Annotated in this window: 19 protein-coding genes; 18 read left to right on the top strand and 1 reads right to left on the bottom strand. The window is 41.8% G+C overall.

Annotation, left to right across the window (positions count from 1 at the left end):
• The first annotated feature begins 66 nt into the window (after positions 1-66).
• The 4 genes from mnmE to I6E61_RS00330 all read left to right on the top strand — a co-directional run bounded on the left by mnmE (position 67) and on the right by I6E61_RS00330 (position 4,292).
• Positions 67-1,500 carry a tRNA uridine-5-carboxymethylaminomethyl(34) synthesis GTPase MnmE gene (mnmE, locus tag I6E61_RS00345; protein WP_197129410.1) on the top strand — a complete coding sequence of 478 codons (1,434 nt, stop codon included), beginning with the start codon at positions 67-69 and terminating at the stop codon, positions 1,498-1,500.
• A gap of 84 nt (positions 1,501-1,584) precedes the next feature.
• Complete coding sequence (gene nrdR / locus I6E61_RS00340) at positions 1,585-2,061, top strand: transcriptional regulator NrdR (protein ID WP_197128456.1); 477 nt, start codon at positions 1,585-1,587, stop codon at positions 2,059-2,061.
• A gap of 78 nt (positions 2,062-2,139) precedes the next feature.
• Positions 2,140-3,195, top strand: coding sequence for a bifunctional diaminohydroxyphosphoribosylaminopyrimidine deaminase/5-amino-6-(5-phosphoribosylamino)uracil reductase RibD (gene ribD / locus I6E61_RS00335; protein ID WP_197128454.1), 1,056 nt, complete (start codon positions 2,140-2,142; stop codon positions 3,193-3,195).
• A 422-nt stretch (positions 3,196-3,617) separates the two neighbouring features.
• Positions 3,618-4,292, top strand: a complete 675-nt coding sequence (locus I6E61_RS00330) for a riboflavin synthase (RefSeq protein WP_197128452.1) — start codon at positions 3,618-3,620, stop codon at positions 4,290-4,292.
• Between the two features lie 82 nt (positions 4,293-4,374).
• On the opposite strand, the gene I6E61_RS00325 is transcribed toward I6E61_RS00330, so the two are convergent.
• The gene (locus I6E61_RS00325; RefSeq protein WP_197128450.1) at positions 4,375-7,212 is read right to left on the bottom strand and encodes a hybrid sensor histidine kinase/response regulator; all 2,838 of its coding nucleotides are present in this window, start codon (positions 7,210-7,212) and stop codon (positions 4,375-4,377) included.
• A gap of 217 nt (positions 7,213-7,429) precedes the next feature.
• On the opposite strand from I6E61_RS00325, the gene fmt reads away from it, so the two are divergent.
• The 14 genes from fmt (at position 7,430) to I6E61_RS00255 (ending at position 20,695) form a co-directional block, all read left to right on the top strand.
• Positions 7,430-8,500: a methionyl-tRNA formyltransferase gene (gene fmt, locus I6E61_RS00320; RefSeq protein WP_197128448.1), complete on the top strand. Its 1,071-nt coding sequence runs from the start codon at positions 7,430-7,432 to the stop codon at positions 8,498-8,500.
• A gap of 66 nt (positions 8,501-8,566) precedes the next feature.
• On the top strand, positions 8,567-10,150 hold the full coding sequence (locus I6E61_RS00315) for a transcription antitermination factor NusB (RefSeq protein ID WP_197128446.1): 1,584 nt from the start codon (positions 8,567-8,569) through the stop codon (positions 10,148-10,150).
• 9 nt (positions 10,151-10,159) lie between these two features.
• Positions 10,160-10,693, top strand: coding sequence for a hypothetical protein (locus tag I6E61_RS00310; protein ID WP_197128444.1), 534 nt, complete (start codon positions 10,160-10,162; stop codon positions 10,691-10,693).
• A 50-nt stretch (positions 10,694-10,743) separates the two neighbouring features.
• The gene (thrC, locus tag I6E61_RS00305) at positions 10,744-12,165 is read left to right on the top strand and encodes a threonine synthase (RefSeq protein ID WP_197128442.1); all 1,422 of its coding nucleotides are present in this window, start codon (positions 10,744-10,746) and stop codon (positions 12,163-12,165) included.
• Positions 12,166-12,519: 354 nt separating this feature from the next.
• Entirely contained in the window at positions 12,520-13,617 is a 1,098-nt protein-coding gene (locus I6E61_RS00300) for a LysM peptidoglycan-binding domain-containing protein (RefSeq protein WP_227685610.1), read from the top strand.
• 62 nt (positions 13,618-13,679) lie between these two features.
• Positions 13,680-14,918 carry a DNA-processing protein DprA gene (gene dprA, locus I6E61_RS00295; protein ID WP_197128438.1) on the top strand — a complete coding sequence of 413 codons (1,239 nt, stop codon included), beginning with the start codon at positions 13,680-13,682 and terminating at the stop codon, positions 14,916-14,918.
• A gap of 158 nt (positions 14,919-15,076) precedes the next feature.
• Positions 15,077-15,715: an L-threonylcarbamoyladenylate synthase gene (locus I6E61_RS00290; protein ID WP_197128436.1), complete on the top strand. Its 639-nt coding sequence runs from the start codon at positions 15,077-15,079 to the stop codon at positions 15,713-15,715.
• Between the two features lie 152 nt (positions 15,716-15,867).
• Positions 15,868-16,386 (top strand): GbsR/MarR family transcriptional regulator, encoded by a 519-nt coding sequence (locus tag I6E61_RS00285; RefSeq protein WP_110922156.1) that lies wholly within the window; start codon positions 15,868-15,870, stop codon positions 16,384-16,386.
• A 154-nt stretch (positions 16,387-16,540) separates the two neighbouring features.
• Positions 16,541-17,494, top strand: coding sequence for a fatty acid desaturase (locus tag I6E61_RS00280; protein WP_197128434.1), 954 nt, complete (start codon positions 16,541-16,543; stop codon positions 17,492-17,494).
• A gap of 41 nt (positions 17,495-17,535) precedes the next feature.
• Positions 17,536-17,985 carry a hypothetical protein gene (locus I6E61_RS00275; protein WP_197128432.1) on the top strand — a complete coding sequence of 150 codons (450 nt, stop codon included), beginning with the start codon at positions 17,536-17,538 and terminating at the stop codon, positions 17,983-17,985.
• Positions 17,986-18,029: 44 nt separating this feature from the next.
• Complete coding sequence (locus I6E61_RS00270) at positions 18,030-18,491, top strand: hypothetical protein (protein WP_197128430.1); 462 nt, start codon at positions 18,030-18,032, stop codon at positions 18,489-18,491.
• 112 nt (positions 18,492-18,603) lie between these two features.
• Positions 18,604-19,104 carry a hypothetical protein gene (locus I6E61_RS00265; protein ID WP_197128428.1) on the top strand — a complete coding sequence of 167 codons (501 nt, stop codon included), beginning with the start codon at positions 18,604-18,606 and terminating at the stop codon, positions 19,102-19,104.
• 19 nt (positions 19,105-19,123) lie between these two features.
• Positions 19,124-20,095 carry an epimerase gene (locus I6E61_RS00260; RefSeq protein WP_197128426.1) on the top strand — a complete coding sequence of 324 codons (972 nt, stop codon included), beginning with the start codon at positions 19,124-19,126 and terminating at the stop codon, positions 20,093-20,095.
• A 117-nt stretch (positions 20,096-20,212) separates the two neighbouring features.
• Positions 20,213-20,695 (top strand): hypothetical protein, encoded by a 483-nt coding sequence (locus tag I6E61_RS00255; RefSeq protein WP_197128424.1) that lies wholly within the window; start codon positions 20,213-20,215, stop codon positions 20,693-20,695.
• Positions 20,696-20,766: the final 71 nt, after the last annotated feature.

Below are 20,766 nucleotides of genomic sequence, written 5' to 3'. Positions count from 1 at the left end.
TCTGCGCTGAGGCGTCTATAATGGGGTTTTTAGTTATTGAGAGTTATAGTGGATTCCCTAGAAAACGTGTCAACCTCGCATCACTCATCTAATAAACCTAGCTCGGCTGGATTGGCTACGATTGCAGCCATTGCAACACCGCTTGGCCGTGGTGGTGTCGGCATTATACGTTTGTCAGGTGCGCGTGCGTATGATATGGCCTGTGCCTTAACAGGTAAGTCTGCCTTTACGCCACGTATGGCCAGTTTTTGCCGATTTTATCAGGCTGACGGCACAGTGATTGATGAAGGTTTGGTACTGTATTTCAAAGGCCCACATTCATTCACTGGCGAAGATGTGATTGAGCTGCAAGGGCATGGTGGAATGATTTTGCAAAACCAATTGCTAGCCCGTGTGTTTGAGTTGGGTGCAAAACAAGCCAGTGCAGGGGAGTTCTCTTATAGAGCTTTTGATAATGACAAATTAGATTTGGTTCAAGCAGAGGCTATCGCTGATGCGATCGATGCGACCAGTGCGGCGGCAGCTAGTAGTGCTATTCGCTCTCTCAGCGGTGAGTTTTCACAAAAAATTAATCAATTGTTAGAGCAACTTATTCATCTGCGCTTGCACGTTGAAGCGGCTATTGATTTTCCTGATGAAGAGGACGTCGACTTTTTATCTGATGGTGTGATACAAAATAAGCTTGAGCAAACACAAGAAAAAATACAGCAAGTACTGGCAACGGCAAAACAAGGCCAGCTGCTACGTGATGGTATTCATGTGGTACTAGCAGGTAGACCAAATGCAGGGAAATCAAGCCTGCTCAATCGTCTAGCAGGTCAGGAGAGGGCTATCGTTACTGACGTAGCAGGGACTACTCGTGATACGCTGCAAGAGACAGTAGTTCTCAATGGGCTCACGCTTCATTTGACTGATACAGCAGGTCTACGTGACACAGAAGACACAGTAGAGCGTATTGGTATTGAGCGTGCACGCACGGCCATTACTCAGGCTGATATGCTACTCATGGTCTATGATGTCACCCGTGATCTTGAGGAAGAAAGTACACCGCTACAGCTTGCAGAGCAATTATTTGGCGAGTTGCCAGAGGCTAAACGCTTATTAATCATTGCTAATAAAAGCGACTTATTAAACGACAGTAAGCGCGAGCGAGCTACTTCCACTTCGCAAGCTGAAATAGAAAGTCGTGGCTATGAACAAGTGAACGTTTCATGTGAAACAGGTATTGGTATCGATAATCTGGTCGAAACATTGTGTGCTAAAGTGGGTTTTCATCCACCAGAAAACAGTCTCATTGCTCGTACAAGACATTTAGATGCCCTTAGGCGGACGGCTGATTATTTGGGCGAAGCACACGAACAGTTAACGGTCTTTCAAGCAGGAGAATTAGTCGCTGATAGCTTACGTCAAGCACAGCGCAGTCTAGGCGAGATTACGGGTGAGTTTAGTGCGGATGACTTACTAGGTAAGATTTTTGGTAGCTTTTGTATTGGCAAATAATAAAGTAATACTATGATGTATTAGTCTAGCATGGGTCTCATAAATAAAGACTTTTACTCTCAATATTAAAACAAGGAAAATGCGATGCACTGCCCGTATTGTAATGCGTCAGAGACTAAAGTTATTGACTCGCGTCTTGCTGCGGAAGGTGCACAAGTTCGCCGCCGCCGCTCATGCAATAGCTGCCAAGAGCGTTTCACTACCTTTGAGATGGTCGAAGTCGTGATGCCAAGAATTATCAAGTCAAGTGGTAAGATTGAGCCTTATGATAATGAAAAATTACGTCGTTCTATTTTATTGCCTCTACAAAAGCGTCCCATCACAATTGATGAGCAAGAGGCGATGATTAGCCGAATTGAGAAACGTGTTAGACAAATGGGTGAGCGCGAAATCAGCAGTAAGGTCTTAGGTGAAATCATCATGAGTGAGCTCAAAACGCTAGATGATGTCGCTTATGTGCGTTTTGCTAGTGTCTATCGAGACTTCCAAGACATTGATGCTTTTCATCAAGAAATTGCGAATATCCGCCCAAATGAAAAACAATCGAACGAAACTGATTAGTAACCCCCAATTATTGGTCAGATCTCAAGTCTGTGTTCTTCTATATAGAACCCTCAATCATTGATTAAGTTTACCGCTATGTCTATTCAGAACCATGCTCAAGATGCCCAAGATTGCTACTTTATGATGCTTGCTATTGAACAGGCTAAGCAAGGTTTGTATACCACAAGACCCAACCCTGCAGTGGGTTGTGTCATTGTCCAAGCAACAGAAGTGGTTGGTCAAGGGTTTCATCCCAAAGCAGGTGAGCCTCACGCAGAAGTATTTGCGCTCAAAGAAGCAGGTATGAAAGCTGTAGGGGCAACTGCTTATGTGACCTTAGAGCCTTGTAGTCATACGGGGCGCACACCACCTTGTGCATTGGGTCTCATCGATGTGGGTATAAAGCGTGTTGTGATTGCGGGTCTTGACCCCAATCCACAGGTTGCTGGACGCGGTGTAGTGTTGTTAGAGCAGGCTGGTATTGAGGTTGTCGTTGGTGTACTGACAGAGCAAGCAGAAGCATTGAATCGTGGGTTTTTAAAGGCGATGCGTACTCAGATGCCTTATGTACGTCTTAAGATTGCTACTAGTCTGGACGGTCGCACAGCGATGGCATCTGGTGAGTCAAAATGGATTACCTCAACAGCTGCCCGTGAAGATGTGCAAAAGCTACGTGCCCAAAGTGGCGCAATTATTACGGGTAGTGAAACGGTCATTGCTGATAATCCACAGCTCAATGTACGTTCTGGACAATTAGGGATTTTACCTGAACAAGTGCCACCACCTTTCGTAGTAGTACTCGATAGACGTCAACGGCTAGCGCATAATCCAGAGTCTAGTCATCAGTTATGTCGTCTTCCAAGTACGCTATATTGGCGTACAGATGATCTGACTACGTTATTAAAAACTTTAGTGAGTGAATATCAGTGTTACGACGTATTGGTAGAAGCTGGTGCTAGCGTCGCTGGCAGCTTTCTAAGCCAACAGTTAGTGGATGAATTAATCGTCTATCAAGCTCCCTGTTTATTAGGCGCACAGGCCAAACCTATGGTCGAGTTCAATCCGCTGTCTTTAGCAGAGCAGCTACGTTTTAGTGTTAGTAGCCATGAACAGGTAGGCTCTGATCTTAAGTTAACGCTGTTACCTCTATAAGCCATTGAGTATAAAGGGTTTATCCATAATTTATATCTGATGTGGGCTAAATGTGGATAAGTAACGCTATATAGCTCAGGTTTCACATGAAACTGTGTATAACTTCGTTTCACATGGAACTTATTATTTCTTTCTCTGTGTGATAATAGTTTTAATTTTATTAAAATCAATAACTTAACTATCAATCCTAACTTTTTAATCCTAGTCTCAATTTTTACTTTCCTGTGGATAACTTGATATTATCGAGGGGTTTTGGCTTGCTAAGGGTTGATTTATCATTACTTATCCACAAGTTATCCCATAATGAGCATAGAATTAGCTTAGGTTTCACTAAAAACCTAGTGTGGATAAATACCGCTAAAATATGAATGAATTAAAATATATTGTCGATAACGGCAATATTACAAAGAGATGAGGCCAATATGTTTACTGGAATTATAGAGAGTGTCGGAAAAGTAAAATCTATGCAGCCTACGGGCGGTGATATACGTTTGACAGTAGAATCTAATGATTTGGATTTCAGTGATGTAAAGCTGGGAGATTCGATTGCCTCAAATGGCATTTGTTTGACGGTGGTAGAGTTCGGTAGCAATCATTATTCTGTCGATGTTTCACGTGAGACAATCGCTCGTACAGCGTTAGAGACATTAAAACCAGGACATGTTGTCAATCTAGAAAAAGCCATGTTACCAACAACACGTTTTGGTGGCCACATTGTGGCTGGTCACGTAGATGGCGTCGGGGTAGTCAGCAAGCTCCAGCAAGATGCACGCTCTATCTATATTGAAATCGAAATACCACAAGAGCTGGCACATTACACAGCGACGAAAGGCTCTATTACGATTGATGGTATTAGCCTGACGACCAACCTTGTACGTGACAACATTGTTTCTTTAAATATTATTCCACATACATCACAAGTAACCAATATCGCTAAACATTGGCTGGTTGGAAACAAAGTTAATGTCGAAGTGGATATTGTTGCACGTTATTTAGAGCGTCTATTAAACAAGTCGCAAGCTAGCAGTATGAATGCGCCAAATCCACAAAGTCAGATTACAGAAGCTTTCTTAGCAGATAATGGCTTTATGAAGTAATCGCTAATTATATAAAATAGCTGATTGAGCAACTGAGTAGCTGTCTAATAACCATGCTACTCAGTTGCAATTAGCGTGATTTTTATGCTTCTATCAAGCGTTCTAATACGGCTTCCAATTCTTTCTTGTTAATCGGTTTAGATAAAAAATCATCCATTCCTACCTGCATACATGCATCACGATCTTCTTGTGCATTGTTTGCTGTCAGCGCCACGATAGGAATATCGTCATCTTGTGCACGGATAGCCCGAGTAGCCTGTAACCCGTCCATGATAGGCATTCTACAATCCATCAAGATAAGGGAAATATCTTGACGCTGCTCTTTCAGTTTGTGTAATGCTTGCTGACCATCTTCTGCGACAACACTACGATAACCAAGTTTGCTTAGTATCTTGCAAGTTATTTTCTGATTGGTCGGACTGTCTTCTGCTACCAAAATAAGTGGCGATAGGGTTTCGTCTTTTGGTTCATCTATATCTACCAACTGCTGACAACTACGGTCTTCGGAACCTACAGATGCCGCAAGCTTCTGCCTAGCGGATACCGTTAAGCGCAGCAATTCAGAAATCAGTAAATTAGCATCTAACGGTTTGGTTAGAAAGCCATCATATTTGTCTAATAATACAGACGGAATATGACGTTCGGGCTTCATACTAAACAATATCTTTGGTAACGAAGGTGTCGCTAGTAAGTCGTTTAAAGCGTGAAGCTTATCGTCATTATTGAGTGTTTTATCTTTCGACTCTATTTGCTTCTCTAATATATCTACTTCTATCTTTTGAGAGTTGTCGTCGTTAGTTAATGTAATGGTTTTATAGTACTCATAATCCAGTAGTAGTATAGGCGTGAGCATCTGCTCGTTCTGTACCAATGTATCTGTTAGCTGTCTTAATGTGGCCAAATCTAAAGTGCTATAAATAGTCATCGATATAGCTAAGTGCGTGCACAAGCGCTGTAAGTTTTCAGCAACCAGCGGTTGATCGATGACAGCGATAAGATGAATACCACTCAAATGCGAACTATGATGGTATACCGATTGATAGTTAGGGCGGCGACAAGGGAGGTACAGATTAAATATACTCTCCTTACCTATCGTGCTCTGCAATTGGATGAAACCGCCCAATAATTGTGCAAAGCTATTGGCATTATTTAATCCTGCACCTGCCGGCCCAGTATCTTGACTTGATTCGCTATTATTTTGATTGTCTTTTTGATTAAAAACAGTGATGAGCTGATTTTTTTTATCAGTATCGATGCCTACCCCTGTATCTTTTATACTGAAATGAACCCAGTGGGAAGCGTGAGTAGGTGCCATAGCATTATGGGTAGCAAGTACACGGTCACTATTTATGTGTTTGATTTGCTCTTCTGTGACGCGGTCTATAGTAAGTGCGACATAGCCTGAAGTTGTAAATTTTATGGCATTTTTCAATAAATCTAATAGGATGTGGCGTAGACGAACTTCATCAGTATCAATGTAACGCGGGCAGTCTGGGGCAAAGAAATAAATCAATTCCAACCCCTGCTGTCTTATGTCATTGACGACTAGATTATTAATTTCTTTACTCAGTTTATAAATATCAACACGTTCAATACTCAGTCGACTTTTCCTAACTTCAATATTACCAATATGCAGCGTATCATTGAGGACGGTTAGCATGTCTTGGCTGGTTCTTATCAGAGTGTCTAACGTCTTATTCTGCCTAGCATCCAAATTGTTGGGATCGATTGGCTCAAGAGTGTCGATCATTGCCTCTATCGGTATACGTAGCTTATGACCGATAACAAGACGAAGCTTATAGAATTCATCAAGTTTGTGTTGCAGCTGTTCATTTTGTTGCTGCAATTGCTCGTTTTGCTTAACGATTTCATTAATGTTGTTAAAAATCACTGTAAAGCCGTGAACTTGTCCGTGTTCACCAAACCATGGCGTAATATTTAATTGATAGGCTTGTTTATCCTCTAATCCATAGACAGTCAATGTACGAGTGACACGCAAATTAGATAATGAGTGTAATAGTAGTTGAGTAGATTCGTCTTTACCTGCGACGAAATCTGTTAGCTCATAATCTTTTTCACTTTCATCAGGGCAAATAAATACTTGGTCAAAACGTTGATTACAAAAACTAATCTGACCGTGACGCATAATCATGATCATCGGCAATGGTGCTTGGTTTACCAAACGTTCAAGACGATGTGTGAGGGTTTTTATACGGCGATGGTTGCTGTGTAGTTGGTAGCTGACACGGCTCAGAGTATGCCCCAAACGCAAAAACTCAGGCGTGGATTTTTTATATAAGAAAGGTGGTGTGCTATAAACTTCTTGTTTATGACTGTTCAAGTTGTCGGTATAACTTAATAGCTGTTCCCAGTTGATGCGACGATTGAGCATGTAAAGCAAAGCGATGATAAAAAGTATAATCGCTGTCATTAGCGGTAACCAATAGCGGTAAGATATCCAGTCAATAATAAATGGTCTATGGCGCAATATAATATAAATTTGATGCCCACTTTTAAGCTTGATGGTACCTGTCAAGTTACGGCTGTTCAACTTATAGGCACTATGACTACTGTTATCAGGAGGTGATGATGTAATAGTAGGAAAGCTGACGGTAGGGAAGGCACGCTCATTTGGACGGGTATAGCGGTGAATGTAAGTCTGACCAGATGGCATCATAAATACCAATTGATAGCTAGTACCTTCAAAAGCAAGCTGCTTCAAAAATCTGTCAATTTCAGGGTTTAGTGGGCCCGTATGCTCAGTAATTTCATGTTGTAATGAGTAAAAAGTATCGATACTTTGTTGTTCACTGTTTGTTTTTATCTCGTGAAAGAGCGAGAAGTAATACAGCACTAGCATCACTAGCAACGTCAGTGCATAAAATATGAGTAGGCGTTTTAAGGACTGAAATTGTTGCATGAAAACGTGGTCCTATATCGACACGAAAAAACATAGTGAGTGAATTATAAGTTTAAATCAGTAGTTGGTTTGCTTAATTCCTTATGGTTTTAAGTTCTTTAGCTATTATAAAGACAAACGGTGTCATTAGTAACGTCCCATTGCTACGGTTACAATCATGGCACAACGTTGTAAACTCACCTATAATGAGCAACTTAACCTTATATAATGCATGATTATGACTATAATTGCTTCTACCTCAGACCTATCTACGCCATCTATTCCCCATAATCCTCTATCTACTGGCCGATTGAGGGTAGTATTTGCTGGAACTCCTGAGTTTGCAGCGATTAGTCTTGAGTCACTAATCAGTCAGCAAGACGTACTAAATATAGAGATTGTCGCGGTGTACACACAGCCTGATCGCAAGGCAGGTCGCGGCCAAAAGCTGGCGGCTTCTGCGGTAAAAGAGGTTGCCCTCGCAAACGATATCCCTGTAGAGCAACCGCTCACCTTTAAAAAATCCAGCACCGAAGGATTGGCCGCTAGGCAAACTCTGCGCACTTACCAGCCTGATGTCATGATCGTCGCCGCTTACGGATTGATTTTGCCTATCGGTGTATTAGAGACGCCTACTCATGGTTGCTTAAATATCCATGCCTCACTGTTGCCACGCTGGCGTGGTGCTGCACCTATCCATCGCGCACTCTTGGCAGGAGATGATGAGACGGGTATTACTATTATGCAGATGGACAAAGGATTGGATACAGGCGACATGATTTATAAAGTCAGCGCTAGTATTGATCCTATTGATACTGCTGCCAGTCTACACGATAAAATGGCTACGCTTGGTGCAACAGCCATCAGTACGGTGCTAAAAGACTTATCTACCTATCAAGCGCAAGCTATCGCTCAAGATGATAGTCAAGCCAACTATGCTGAGAAATTAGTCAAAACGGAAGGCGAAGTTAACTGGTCGCAGTCTGCTGCCGCTATTGAACGCCAAATCCGAGGGCTGACCCCATGGCCGGGCGCTTATACTTTTTTGGCAGGGCAACGTGTCAAAGTCTTGGCTAGCTTACCTGTGAATACATCTCAGCAAACTAATGAACCTGCTGGAACTGTGATCAGTGTCGGACGTAAAGCGATTTTAGTCGCTTGTGGTAAAAAGAGTGAAACTGAATCATCAGCCACCACTTTAGCCATTACTCACTTACAGTTTGCCGGCGGTAAGCCAATGACTGCTGAACAAGTTTGCCACGGCAACCAATTAAATGACGGTGATCAATTTACGACAGAATCAAAATAATTTTTACTTATATTTAACCTACTTGCACAAGACGCTATCGATGATACGTCAAGGAAATGAAATTTAATGAGACAAAACAGTACTGCGCCTAGAAACAATAAGCTCAAACCATCAAGCAACCTTATTATGAATGGTAGCGTACGCGTGCGTGTGATTCGCACCTTACTGGCTATTCAAAATGGCCAGTCGCTCTCAAGCGTCCTTGATCCGTTACTAAACAGTTTGCATGATGGCGACAAAGGCTTTGCCCATGCCTTACTGCTCACGACATTGCGTCAGTGGCATGCGCTGGCACGTTTGCTCGACAGCTTAGCAGACAACCCTATCGACGAAGTTGAGGTACGTACCACCATTCAAGTAGGTTTAGTACAGTTGCTGTATTTAGAAGTGGCTGACCATGCTGCAATTCATGAAACCGTTGAAGCTGCCAAAGAGATTGAGTTTGCTCATTCGACTGGTTTAGTAAATGCTATTTTGCGTAAAGTCGCGAAGAATTCAAGCAAATTCCGTAAGAAGTGCGATAAAAAGCATAGTCTACCGAATTGGCTCGCTTATCAGCTTAAGCAAGACTGGAGCGAGCAGTATGATGAGCTGACACAAGGCTTGCGCCAACCAGCACCGATGTTTTTACGAGTGAACTCTGCGGTTACGTCGGTAGAGGATTATCAGCATGCATTGGATGGGGCAGAAATTGATGCAGACATCGTTGAGCTAACGACTGGTTTTAAGGTAGCGAGCTCGTCAGAGTCTGCCGCTGCTACCACGCTATCAACCAAAGGCCTTAGACTACATCAAAGCACTGCCGTTAACGCTTTGCCTGATTTCGCTTTAGGAACGGCTAGCGTCCAAGACCTGCATGCCCAGCTAGCGGCACCGATTATTAATCAAGCATTGATGGCTAAGCTCATTGCTCAAAGTGCGAATACTGACAGCGACAGTGATGAAAGTAATAATAATGAGCTACACATTTTAGATGCTTGTGCGGCACCTGGTGGTAAATTGGCTCACTGGTTAGAGCTCATAAGCGCTAATGACGAATCATCGTTGTTTCACGTGAAACAAGATGATGCTGAAACGTCACTTGTGACTGCTGATATCAAGGTAACGGCTATCGATAATGAAGCACCACGTATCGAGCGTATTCGTGAGAATTTACAGCGTCTAAATCTGAGTCAGCATGATTTGCAGCAAGTAGATAACAGCATCGCATTGAATATCGTCTGTGCAGATGCCACCAGATGGCAGTATGGCAAGAATAAAAAAGCGGCGACAAATGAACCCGTATTTGATGCGATATTATTAGATTCTCCTTGTACCGCGACGGGCGTGATCCGTCGTCATCCTGATATCAGTATCCTGCGTACCGAAGAAGACATCGAGCAAACGGCACTGTTGCAAGCAGATATCTTGCATAACTTATGGCCACAACTCAAAGCTGGTGGTTATCTGCTGTACGTGACATGTTCTATCTTAAAGCAAGAGAACGTCGAGCAAATGCAGGACTTTATCACTCATCATAATGATGCAGTAGCGATTGAGTTTACCGAGGAATGCAGTTGGGGTATCGAACAAGCCATCGGTCGTCAGTGCTTACCGATTGATAGCGCAAGCGGCGATGGTTTCTATTATGCGTTGTTGATGAAGAGTTAATGTAATAGCATGAACAACCTTTCTATGATTAATATTCAGCAAGAATATAACCCTGAAGTATTTTATTCAGAGCTTATAGTTGATGGTGTATTACTTAGTGAGTGGCTTGCTAAATATATAGATAAAAGTACTCAGTTAAAAAAATTAGGTGTCAAAGAGCTAGGGTTAAGTTTGAATCTAGATTTATATTCCGATACTAAGATTGTTTGGCACTATTTAGGGCAGTTAGATGATGGTAATGTTAGCTATGTACCACTATTAGTCTGCCCTGAAGACAATGATTTGTCTTGTACCGTCGTTGTAACTGAGCAATATGTTATGGATGATAAAGTGGTATGGAAGCGTTTCGGACTACTTACAGGTCTAATTCAGAGGCAAAATTCAGAAGCTATTGATTGGTTTGTTACTGTACCTGAATTAACGTTTGCTAAAGATGATTTTGAAAAAGTGTTCAGTCAGTTTATGAAAGAATTCACTGAAGCTTATCAACACCGAGATGAATTTGCAGATATTGATTTCCCAACGAAATTTTGTATCAGTTGATACTTATACAGACTGAAGTCATATAAAACTAAGCTTATATAGGATAAACCATGAAATATATCAGTACCCGTGGTCAGACAGCTCCGATGGATTTTAGTGATGTGCTTTTGATGGGTCTTGCCCCAGATGGTGGTTTAATGTTGCCTGAGCATTATCCGAACATCGATAGTGCAACCCTCGATGAGTGGCGTACGCTCAGCTATCCACAGCTTGCGATGGCGATTATGCAGCGTTTTGCGACAGATATTCCTGTGGCTGATTTGCAAGACCTCATTGAGCGCACTTATACCACTGAGGTGTTTGGCTCTGACGAGATTGTTCCTGTCCGCAAGCTTGAAGATAATTTATATATTCTAGGGTTATCAAACGGTCCGACATTGGCATTTAAAGATGTTGCCATGCAGTTTTTGGGTAATGCCTTTGAATATGTACTCAAGAAAAAAGATGCGCGTATTACGATCATTGGTGCGACCAGTGGCGACACGGGTAGTGCAGCAGAGTATGCACTGCGCGGTAAAGAAAATGTCGAAGTGTTTATGCTATCACCGCATGGCAAGATGAGTGAATTCCAACGTGCGCAGATGTATAGTTTGACCGATGATAATATTCATAACATTGCTATCGATGGTATGTTTGATGATTGTCAGGACATCGTTAAAGCGCTACAGCAAGACGCTGAGTTTAAAGCGGCTTATAACCTAGGCACGGTAAACTCTATCAACTGGGGCCGTATCCTAGCGCAGATTGTTTACTACTTTAAAGCTTACTTTGCGGTTACGACGAGCAATGATGAAAAAGTCAGCTTTAGCGTACCATCAGGTAACTTCGGTAACATCTGTGCCGGTCACATCGCTCGTGAAATGGGTCTGCCAATCGACCGTTTGATTGTCGCAACCAATGAAAACGACGTACTGAATGACTTTTTTAATCAAGGTGCTTATCAGCCGCGTCCAACTGAAAAAACCTATATCACCTCAAGCCCGTCGATGGATATCTCAAAAGCCTCTAATTTTGAGCGTTTTGTTTATCTACTATTAGAAAAAGATAGCGCGCGTGTTCATGAGTTATTTGACGGCGTAAAATCTGGTCAAGGTTTTGATTTATCTGAGTTAATGGAAGCGGTTAATACTCGCTATGGGTTTGCTGCTGGTAAATCGACTCACAACGATCGCTTGCAGACCATCAAAGCACTGTATGAGCAACATGGTGAACTGGTTGATCCACACACTGCTGATGGTATCAAGGTCGCTAAAGAGTTGCAGAAAGAGGGTGAAATCATTATTTGTGCAGAGACAGCATTACCCGTTAAGTTTGCAGATACCATCGTTGAGGCTATTGGTCAGATAAATATCGCTCGCCCCGCTCATACTGAAGGGTTAGAGAGTTTACCGCAGTATGTAGTCGTGCTAGACAACAATGCTGAACTGGTCGCGGAGCAAATTCGTCAGCATGTCACGCCAAACCCTGCATAGTCCACTGTTAATGGTGAGCTTATATCCAACAGAAAAAGTAAAGAAAGTATCCACATAAAGGTTACACTATTGTAATAAAGTGTTTATGATTGTGTTATGGTAGATATAATTGTAATATTAGGAACAGCGTCGGCGAGTGATCATTGTGCTAGGCGCTTTTTTAGGAATAAAACCAGTCAACTACACTGAACAGCTGCCCTCTAGGCGTCACAACAAACGTAAAGTTAAGTCTATAGTTTTTTTGGATCTTGATGCTGGCTTATTCGCTTAGGCATCAAAAAAAGAGCCTTCAGAATAATAGACTCTAATGCGATTTTAATGGCGACAATAGCGGTACATATTGTGGATATAACAATGAAGATGAGCTTAAAAAAGATAGCAAAAGCACTGTTACTGACGACATTTAGCAGTGCAATGCTGATGAGCACTGCCCACGCTAACAATCCACCACCCACTCTCAAAGCAGATGCACCCAATCGCTACACTGTCAAAAAGGGTGATACGTTGTGGGATATCTCAGGGCGCTATCTAGACAGTCCATGGCGCTGGAAAGAGATTTGGGCGACCAATAAGCAAATCAAAAACCCCAATCTTATCTATCCTAATGACATTCTTATCTTGTGTGTGATTAAAGGTCAGACGCTCATTGGTGTAGATACAGGTGAAGGTTGTGCTGGGGTTGAAAAGCAGCTTACGGGCAATGTGGTTGCCAATAGAGTAACGGTTACTTCAACTGCCAACAGCATTCCTTCTATTCCTCAGTCTGCTATTCAACATTGGCTAGACAAGACAGTTATTGTCAATCAACAAGATTTTAATACGACTCCTTATATACTTGCCTCCAAAAAAGGCAACCTAATCACTGCAGCTGGTGACAAGATATATGCCAAGGGTGTGCCGCTTATCGTCGGACAGCGTTATGGTATCTATCGTGAGGGTGAGTTATATACAGATTCTACGACCAAAGAGATTATTGGTTTAGAGGTCACGCAAGTGGCAACAGGCTTGGTTACTTCTACTGAAACCAATGGCGTTACCAGCTTACAGCTGACAGACAGCTATGGTAAAGAAGTGCGTGAAGGTGACCGCGTATTTGTTGAATTGAATAACTCCATTCCACCTGTGTTTTATCCAACGCCTGCTAGTACTACTCGTGGTGGTATGATTGTACGTGTGATGGATTCAATCAGTTCAGCGGCGAAGGGTAGTGTGGTCGCTATTAATCTAGGCAGTATAGAAGGTGCTAAGCCTGGTGATGTACTGACGGTCTATCAAAAAGGCGCTTTGGTACGTGATATCAAAGATGAAGATACGCCTGTACGTCTGCCAAATGAACAAACGGGTATGGTGATGGTCTTTAATACTTTTGATCATATTAGCTATGCTTATGTACTTAGTTCTGAGCTGCCGCTTAGTGTCGGTGATCAGTTACTACCACCTCCTTATCTATAAGGAAGTAAAAGGATTACTGGAAGGCTAGCCATTCCAAATCCGCCTATAAGAGATAAATGACTATGACAGCAGTCACTTCTTCTTTAACAGACGATCAGCGCGCCGTACTGGCGCTGTGGTATGAAGTGAATGCGTCATTATCTGCTTACCATAAGCTCCTTACTTCTTTTGGAAATGCAGAACTTGCTTGGCAAGCCAAAGTAGAAGCATGGCGGCAAGCAGGGATTCACCATACTCATCTCAAACGTCATGAACAGCCAGAGCAAACACTTGCCAATATTGATAAAATTCAGCAAGCTCTTATAGAGGGATGTTACGGCCTACTATTTGCTGATGAGTCCGACTATCCCGCCCAACTCTTACAAATTTATGATCCACCACCGTTGTTATTTTATCGTGGCAATCACGCACGTCTACATCAAGCACAAATCGCTATCGTCGGCAGCCGAAAACCCACCGCACATGCACAGAAAATCACTTTTGATATCGCTCAATATTTGGCGCAGGCAGGCTATATCATCACCAGTGGTTTAGCTATGGGTGTGGATAAACGAGCGCATTTAGGTGCGTTGGCTCAAGCGGACGCTGAATACCAAGGTCGAACAGTTGGGGTGATGGGTACGGGTATTGATGTTAATTATCCTAACCATCATGATAAGTTGTTTGCTCAAATTATCGATCAAGGTGGCTGTATTATCAGTGAGCTCTTGCCTCATACGCAGCCGCACAAACATACTTTCCCACGTCGCAACCGTTTGGTCGCTGGACTTGGACTAGCGACAATCGTGACAGAAGCGACTATTCAAAGCGGATCACTCATTACTGCACGCCTAACCTCTGAGCAGGGTAAGCAAGTCTTTGCGATTCCCAGTCATATTGACAATAGCAATGCTGAGGGCTGTCATCACTTGATACGTGAAGGCGCTACATTGATTTATCATCCTCAGCAAGTATTAGAAGATGTCAGCGGTCAGTTGAACTATGACCGTGGTTCTTATAAAACAACAAGTGTATCGCAATCGAATGACAGTTCATCTCAAAAAACGATAGGTACGGATAGAAGCGAAGTAGCAGCTAGCCATGTTACTTCATCACCCTCTAATATCAAAACTCCTCCTAGCGCTATCGTCGTACCTGAGCATTTAACGCTTATTTATGAGCAGCTTGATTGGCATGGGCAGGATTTAGATGCGCTTATCGTAGCAACTACGCTTGCACCACCACAATTGATTGGACAGTTGATGGAGCTTGAGTTACTGGGTATTATCAGTGTACAGGGCGGGCGTTATTTACGCGTTTAACACTATATTTACCTTACTTGAAGCTTTTCAGCATTCTAGTCTTTAGGTCATTAATTTCAATAAAAAATTGGCAACTTTTGAAATTTGTTGTCTGAGCCCAACTTTTTCCTGTGTTATGATTAGTACCTAATCTTTTACTAGTCTAAACCATTTCAGCCATGAACCATCTCACACCTTTTATCACCGATTCTATCTCACAAGCAGCTCACAGCCTCAAAGAAGGGCAGTTGCTCGCGTATCCTACCGAGAGCGTGTGGGGCATTGGTTGTGATGCTTATAATCAACAAGCTGTTCAACGTATTCTAGATATTAAGCAGCGTCCACAATCCAAAGGCATGATTGTCATTACGGACAGCGCAGAACGTTTGGCTCCTTTGCTGTCTTCTTTAACGGATGAACAGCGCAACCCTATTCTAAAGAGTTGGCAGATAGATAGTGGTCATAATAACGATGATGGTTTGCAATATAAGCAAGCACATACATGGTTGCTGCCTATCCCGCAGACACTGGCTACTACTATTCCTCCTTGGATAACGGGGCAGCATCAGACAGTCGCAGTAAGGGTCATTGCTCATCCTATTATTCGTCAGTTGTGCCAGCAATTGGTCAGCGCACACAATCCATTTGGGCTATTGGTCTCTACCAGCTGCAATCCATCAGGACAGCAGCCAGCCATGTCCTTCGACGATGCTTATGCCTATTTTGGCGAGCACATCAGTTACTTACAAGCTGAAACGCTGGGCTATACCTTGCCGAGTCAAATTCGTGATGCAATCACTGGCTTAGTTATTCGCTAAACAGTAGCAGTCATCTAAACATAATGAGTAAGCGTCACTATATAAATGATAAGTATTGTTTTTATATTTCACTATTGACAGAAATAAAAGAATGGCGCAAGATGAGCTAAAGGATTACCTATATCTTATAAAATATTAAGTGAATAACTATTATGAAACTAAATCCTGTGACCGAAAAATTTATCTTACATTGGGGTGAAATGGGCTCGCAGTGGGGCGTCAATCGCACTATGTCACAGATTCATGCATTGTTATTCATCATTGGTAAGCCGTTAAATGCTGAGGAAATTACCGAAACACTTGGCGTTGCTCGCTCTAACGTCTCAAACAGTATTAAAGAATTGCAGCACTGGGGCTTGGTACAAAAGGTATCCATATTGGGCGATCGTCGCGATCATTTCACAACCAATACCGATGTTTGGGAGTTAGCACGCATCATTGTGGTCGAACGACAAAAGCGCGAGTTAGAGCCAACGGTGCAATTCTTACAAGAACTGATGGACAGTCCTGAATTCGAACATGAGAATAGTGACGTAAAAGCACGCATCCGTGACACCCAAGAGTTCGTTAGTACGCTAACCACTTGGTCAGCTGAGATGCTCAAGCTACCTACCAGTATTCTCAAAAAAGTCCTTAAACTGGGTGCGAGTATTAAAAAAATTCTACGTTGATAGTGATATGTGTTATCTAAAATAAAAAATTTGAGTAATTATTTCTGTTTAGACAGAAATTTATGTAAGAAATATAAAGACTAGCCAAGTTTAAATGATGCGAGTTTCAGTCAAAGTAGCAGCAAGAAACAGCAACGACAAATGGACGTGTAAAATGAACGCAAATAAGACACACGCTAATAAAGAACCAGCCATTAAAAATGTAATGGCTTCAGTTGAGTGGCAGGATTTGCGCCAACTAACGCGCGCTCAAATTGCTTATAACCTCATTTTGCCTTATCCATTTTTACTGTTGTCTTGGTGGTTCGCCAGTCAGTCTTGGTATGTGTTGGCATGTGGCGCCTCTTATTTGTTTTTCGCTGCTGCTTTTCGCCAAGCGCACGACGGTTATCACCATAGCTTGGGCGTGAGCAAACGTACCGTTACCGGCATACTATTATTGCTCAGCGTACTATCGATGACCAGTTTGCATAGTATCCGAGCCACCCATATGGAACATCACCGCAATCCATTGGGTGACAGTGATATCGAAGGCCGTTTGGCAAAAGGTTCATGGTGGCAAGCGCTGCTTGGCGGAATAGCGTATCGATTGGATATTTATCGCCAAGGACTGCTTCTTAGCAGCCGTCGTAACCAACATATTGCATGGTTGGAATTTGGCTTGATTTTCCTTGTTATTATCACGGCGCTGGTACTGACTGTGCTTCCTGTGGCTGTTCCTGCTATTGCAACGTTGGCGCAAGTGCTGATATATCACCTACTGACGATGATGTTGGCCAATGCCAGCGTTGGTATCATCGCTGTGTGGGGCGTGCATCACGATTGTGATGAGACAGTTGCTCGCACCGAGCGCAATCCTTTGGTCAACTTACTGACCTTTAATTTACTTTATCACGTAGAGCATCATCTATTTCCTGCTGTGCCATCCAATCATTTACCTGAGCTTGCTAAGCGTTTAGATGCAGCAGCACCATATCTGACTAAGGCACATGTATTGCCAAATATGGCTACTATAATGGAATTTATAAATCATTATGCAAGTAAGTTAAAAGACAAAGATCAAAATAGTAATGATAGTGAATGTCCTATTCGTAAGCGTTTTGCTTAGTGTGGTTATCAAATTGGGTAGTCAAATAAAAGGATAGTTGTATGCAAATATCATCGACTCAGCCAAGTAATAGTTTGAATATTTACCCTGAGAAGAAAGTGCATAGAACGTTCATACTTTCGGGTACTTTATTTCAGCTAATCTTATTTCCATTTATAGCGATTTTATTCACCTTTGATGAAAGCATAGGTTTATTGGTTATCTTGTTTTTTCCAGTATATATCATAGGTGGTGGGCTACTTGGGATGAGTATGATGTCTATCATTAGTGCTTGGCACGTCAGTAAAAAGCGATTTATCAAAAAAGGATGGTGGATACAGACTTTCTTAGTTGGCTATATTGTCACGACTATATTCTATGTTCTTTTTTTAAGTTCTATAGCAGGTATCCCTTATTTGTTAGGGATTGGTTTAACGGGAGGTATAAGTGCTGTGTTAGCAGGCATGTCAGCATTACCTACTTTAGAAGAAAATGTTGAATGCTTGAGCTAATCGACTGGAAAAATAGCTAAAAAACTGTCTCTAAGGATATCGTCATGGGTTCAGATTCTAACAAAGGTCATGAAAATTATTCAAAAGCAAATGTCATAGCATCCTATTTATTCTTTGGTGGAGCCATTGGTGGCAGCTTAATAGGATTAATAATAGCTATGCTGATGGTCTTAGAGGCTGTCTTGCAAAGTGATGTCTTGCAGAATATCGTTAGATCAATAGTGCTAGCTGTATTAGCAGTACCTATCTGTGCATTCTTTGGTTTCATGATAGGTCTGATCCCTGCAACATTGACTGGTTGTTTAGTCGCGAGTTTGAAGTTATACCGCAATCATAAAGGTTTATCGTATTCAGCTATCATCGGTACAATATCGACGGTTATCTGTACTTTTCTACTCATGGTTTTTAACGATATCCCTTTTTCATTTGCTGCTTGTATCTTTGCTACCTTGATTGGAAGTTCTAGTGGATATTTCACAGGGTTGTTTGTCTTACCAAAGGTATGATTCACGGAGATAAGTTACATAATTAATCATCAATTATCCACAGTAATTTCATGGGCTTTGCCAACGCCATATTTATACTAAATTAACGACGAATGTTAATGGAATAAATAGAATGAAAACGAATAATAAGTTAGGTGCGTATCCTTATGTACAAGTGGTTGTTCTGTTTGCAGGGATTGGTAGCTTGGTTGGTGGGCTGGTAGCGCAGCTGTTTTTATTATTTATCTTTAGAGATGCTGATTTTGCTCAAATTGGTTATCAGCCATTATTGTATGTTGGATTACTTGGTTTTATTCCTGCTTTATTAACGGGTATGATCGTTGCAAGTCAACAGATATGGCGCGGTGATTATAAGAGTTTACGCACGACATTTTTAGTTGGGTTCGTAACATCAGCATGTTATATGGGCGCAATCGTTTTATATTTAGGCATAAATTCATTGATAGAGATTGGCGTGCTATTGGCATTTATGTTTGCTATAGGGGTATTTGGTGCGATCAACTCAGCGATCGCTAGCTGCATTGCTTTACCAAAAGTATGTAAAAGTCGTTTTGATATAAAGGCTAAAAAAGAAGACGATAACTATAACGGGTTACGTTTTACTGAAAAATAATACACATCGGGAGTAAGGTATGAATATTCTAATCAGTGGCGGTTCAGGGTTTTTGGGTAGTGCGTTCAGCGAAGAGATTCAACAGCATTATCAACAGGATAATAGAGATATACACGTCACTTGGCTGACACGTGATGATAGCCAAGCACATCCCAATAATATTGCAATGATGACTTATGATGAGCTATCAAAAACAGAAAATACCTTTGATGTTATCTTAAACCTAGCAGGCGCAGGTATTGCCGACTCGCGTTGGAGTGATGAGCGCAAAGAGCAGTTGCTCGCCAGTCGCATCAAACCGACCGAATCCATACTCGCATTTATTGCTCGCACCACTGTCAAGCCGAAGCTGCTAGTCAGTGGTTCAGCGATTGGTTGGTACGGCACGCAAGGTGATAAACCATTAACCGAAAGCAGTGGTTTTGAGACCGACTTTTCACATCAGTTATGTGAGCAATGGGAACAACTGGCTTTGACAGCAACAGAATATGCTGTACCTGTGGCTATCGTGCGAACTGGTGTAGTTATTCATCCTGAGGGCGGAATGGTTGGTAAGCTTTTGACACCGTTTAAAATGGGTGTCGGTGGTCAGTTGGGTAATGGTCAGCAGATCATGAGCTGGATCAGTCGTCAAGACTGGGTAGGAACAACGATATTTATCATTGAGCAGCATCTTGCTGGTAAGCACGCTAGTGCTGCTAACACTATAGATGATAATTCATTGCAGACTACTAATGATACACCAGCGTTTGTGTATAACTTAACGTCGCCAAACCCAGTAAACAATCATACTTTTACCAAAACGCTTGGAGCATGGCTGCATCGTCCAACTTTTTTTACTTTACCTAACTTTTTACTAAAATTGATGTTTGGTGAGATGTCGACACTATTGATAGATGGTCAAAAAGTATTACCACAAGCATTACAGGATGCAGGTTATGAGTTCAAGCAGCCGACGCTAGAGCAAGCGTTAGCAGAGCAGAAGTATTGAATATTTTAAAATAGGTTTCATGTGAAACAAGGAAGTTAATTTATTCTAATTCTTACAGATTATTATTTCCTAAAGCATAACGATTTGCTTACATCAAAGTATTAAGACGATAAAAATATGGTTTCTAAAAGTGATAAAAATTTAAATTTAATGCTAAAAAAGAAAAGTATTAATAAGCCTTACCCTTGGTTAAAAGTGCTTATAGGATTCGGTCTACTCGGTGGGTGGGTAGGGGCTAATGTCATAGTTTTTACGCTCTTTTTATTTGAGAGCTTTCTACGAGGACCATGGCAAGGCTTTGACTTTCAGTACTTTATAGAGAATATATTTGAAGGTCTTGTTGTTAAGGTGACAATAGGTCTACTTCCTGCCTTAATAACTGCAGGTATTGTCATTTATATAAAACTGTACCTTAGAACGTTTAGAGACTGGCTCGCCTTAGGCTTACTTGGTTTTGTTGTAACTATTCCATTTAGTCTAATAGCTATGACGATGGTTGGATCAATGGATCTTGAACTATTTCTCTTAGCTATATTAGTGGGCTTGTCGGGATTATTTAGCGCTATTATCATAGGTGGATTAACTATTCCTAAGTCTTAAATTGACTAGTTTTTTATTTAAAATAAAGGACTTACTTATAGGTCGAATTGTTTCATGTGAAACCTACGTAG

This window comes from Psychrobacter sp. NZS113 (assembly GCF_015864825.1).
In the GTDB taxonomy this organism is placed as follows: domain Bacteria; phylum Pseudomonadota; class Gammaproteobacteria; order Pseudomonadales; family Moraxellaceae; genus Psychrobacter.
The sequence above is the reverse complement of the archived record's forward strand: the minus strand, read 5'-3'. Positions and strand labels throughout refer to the sequence as shown.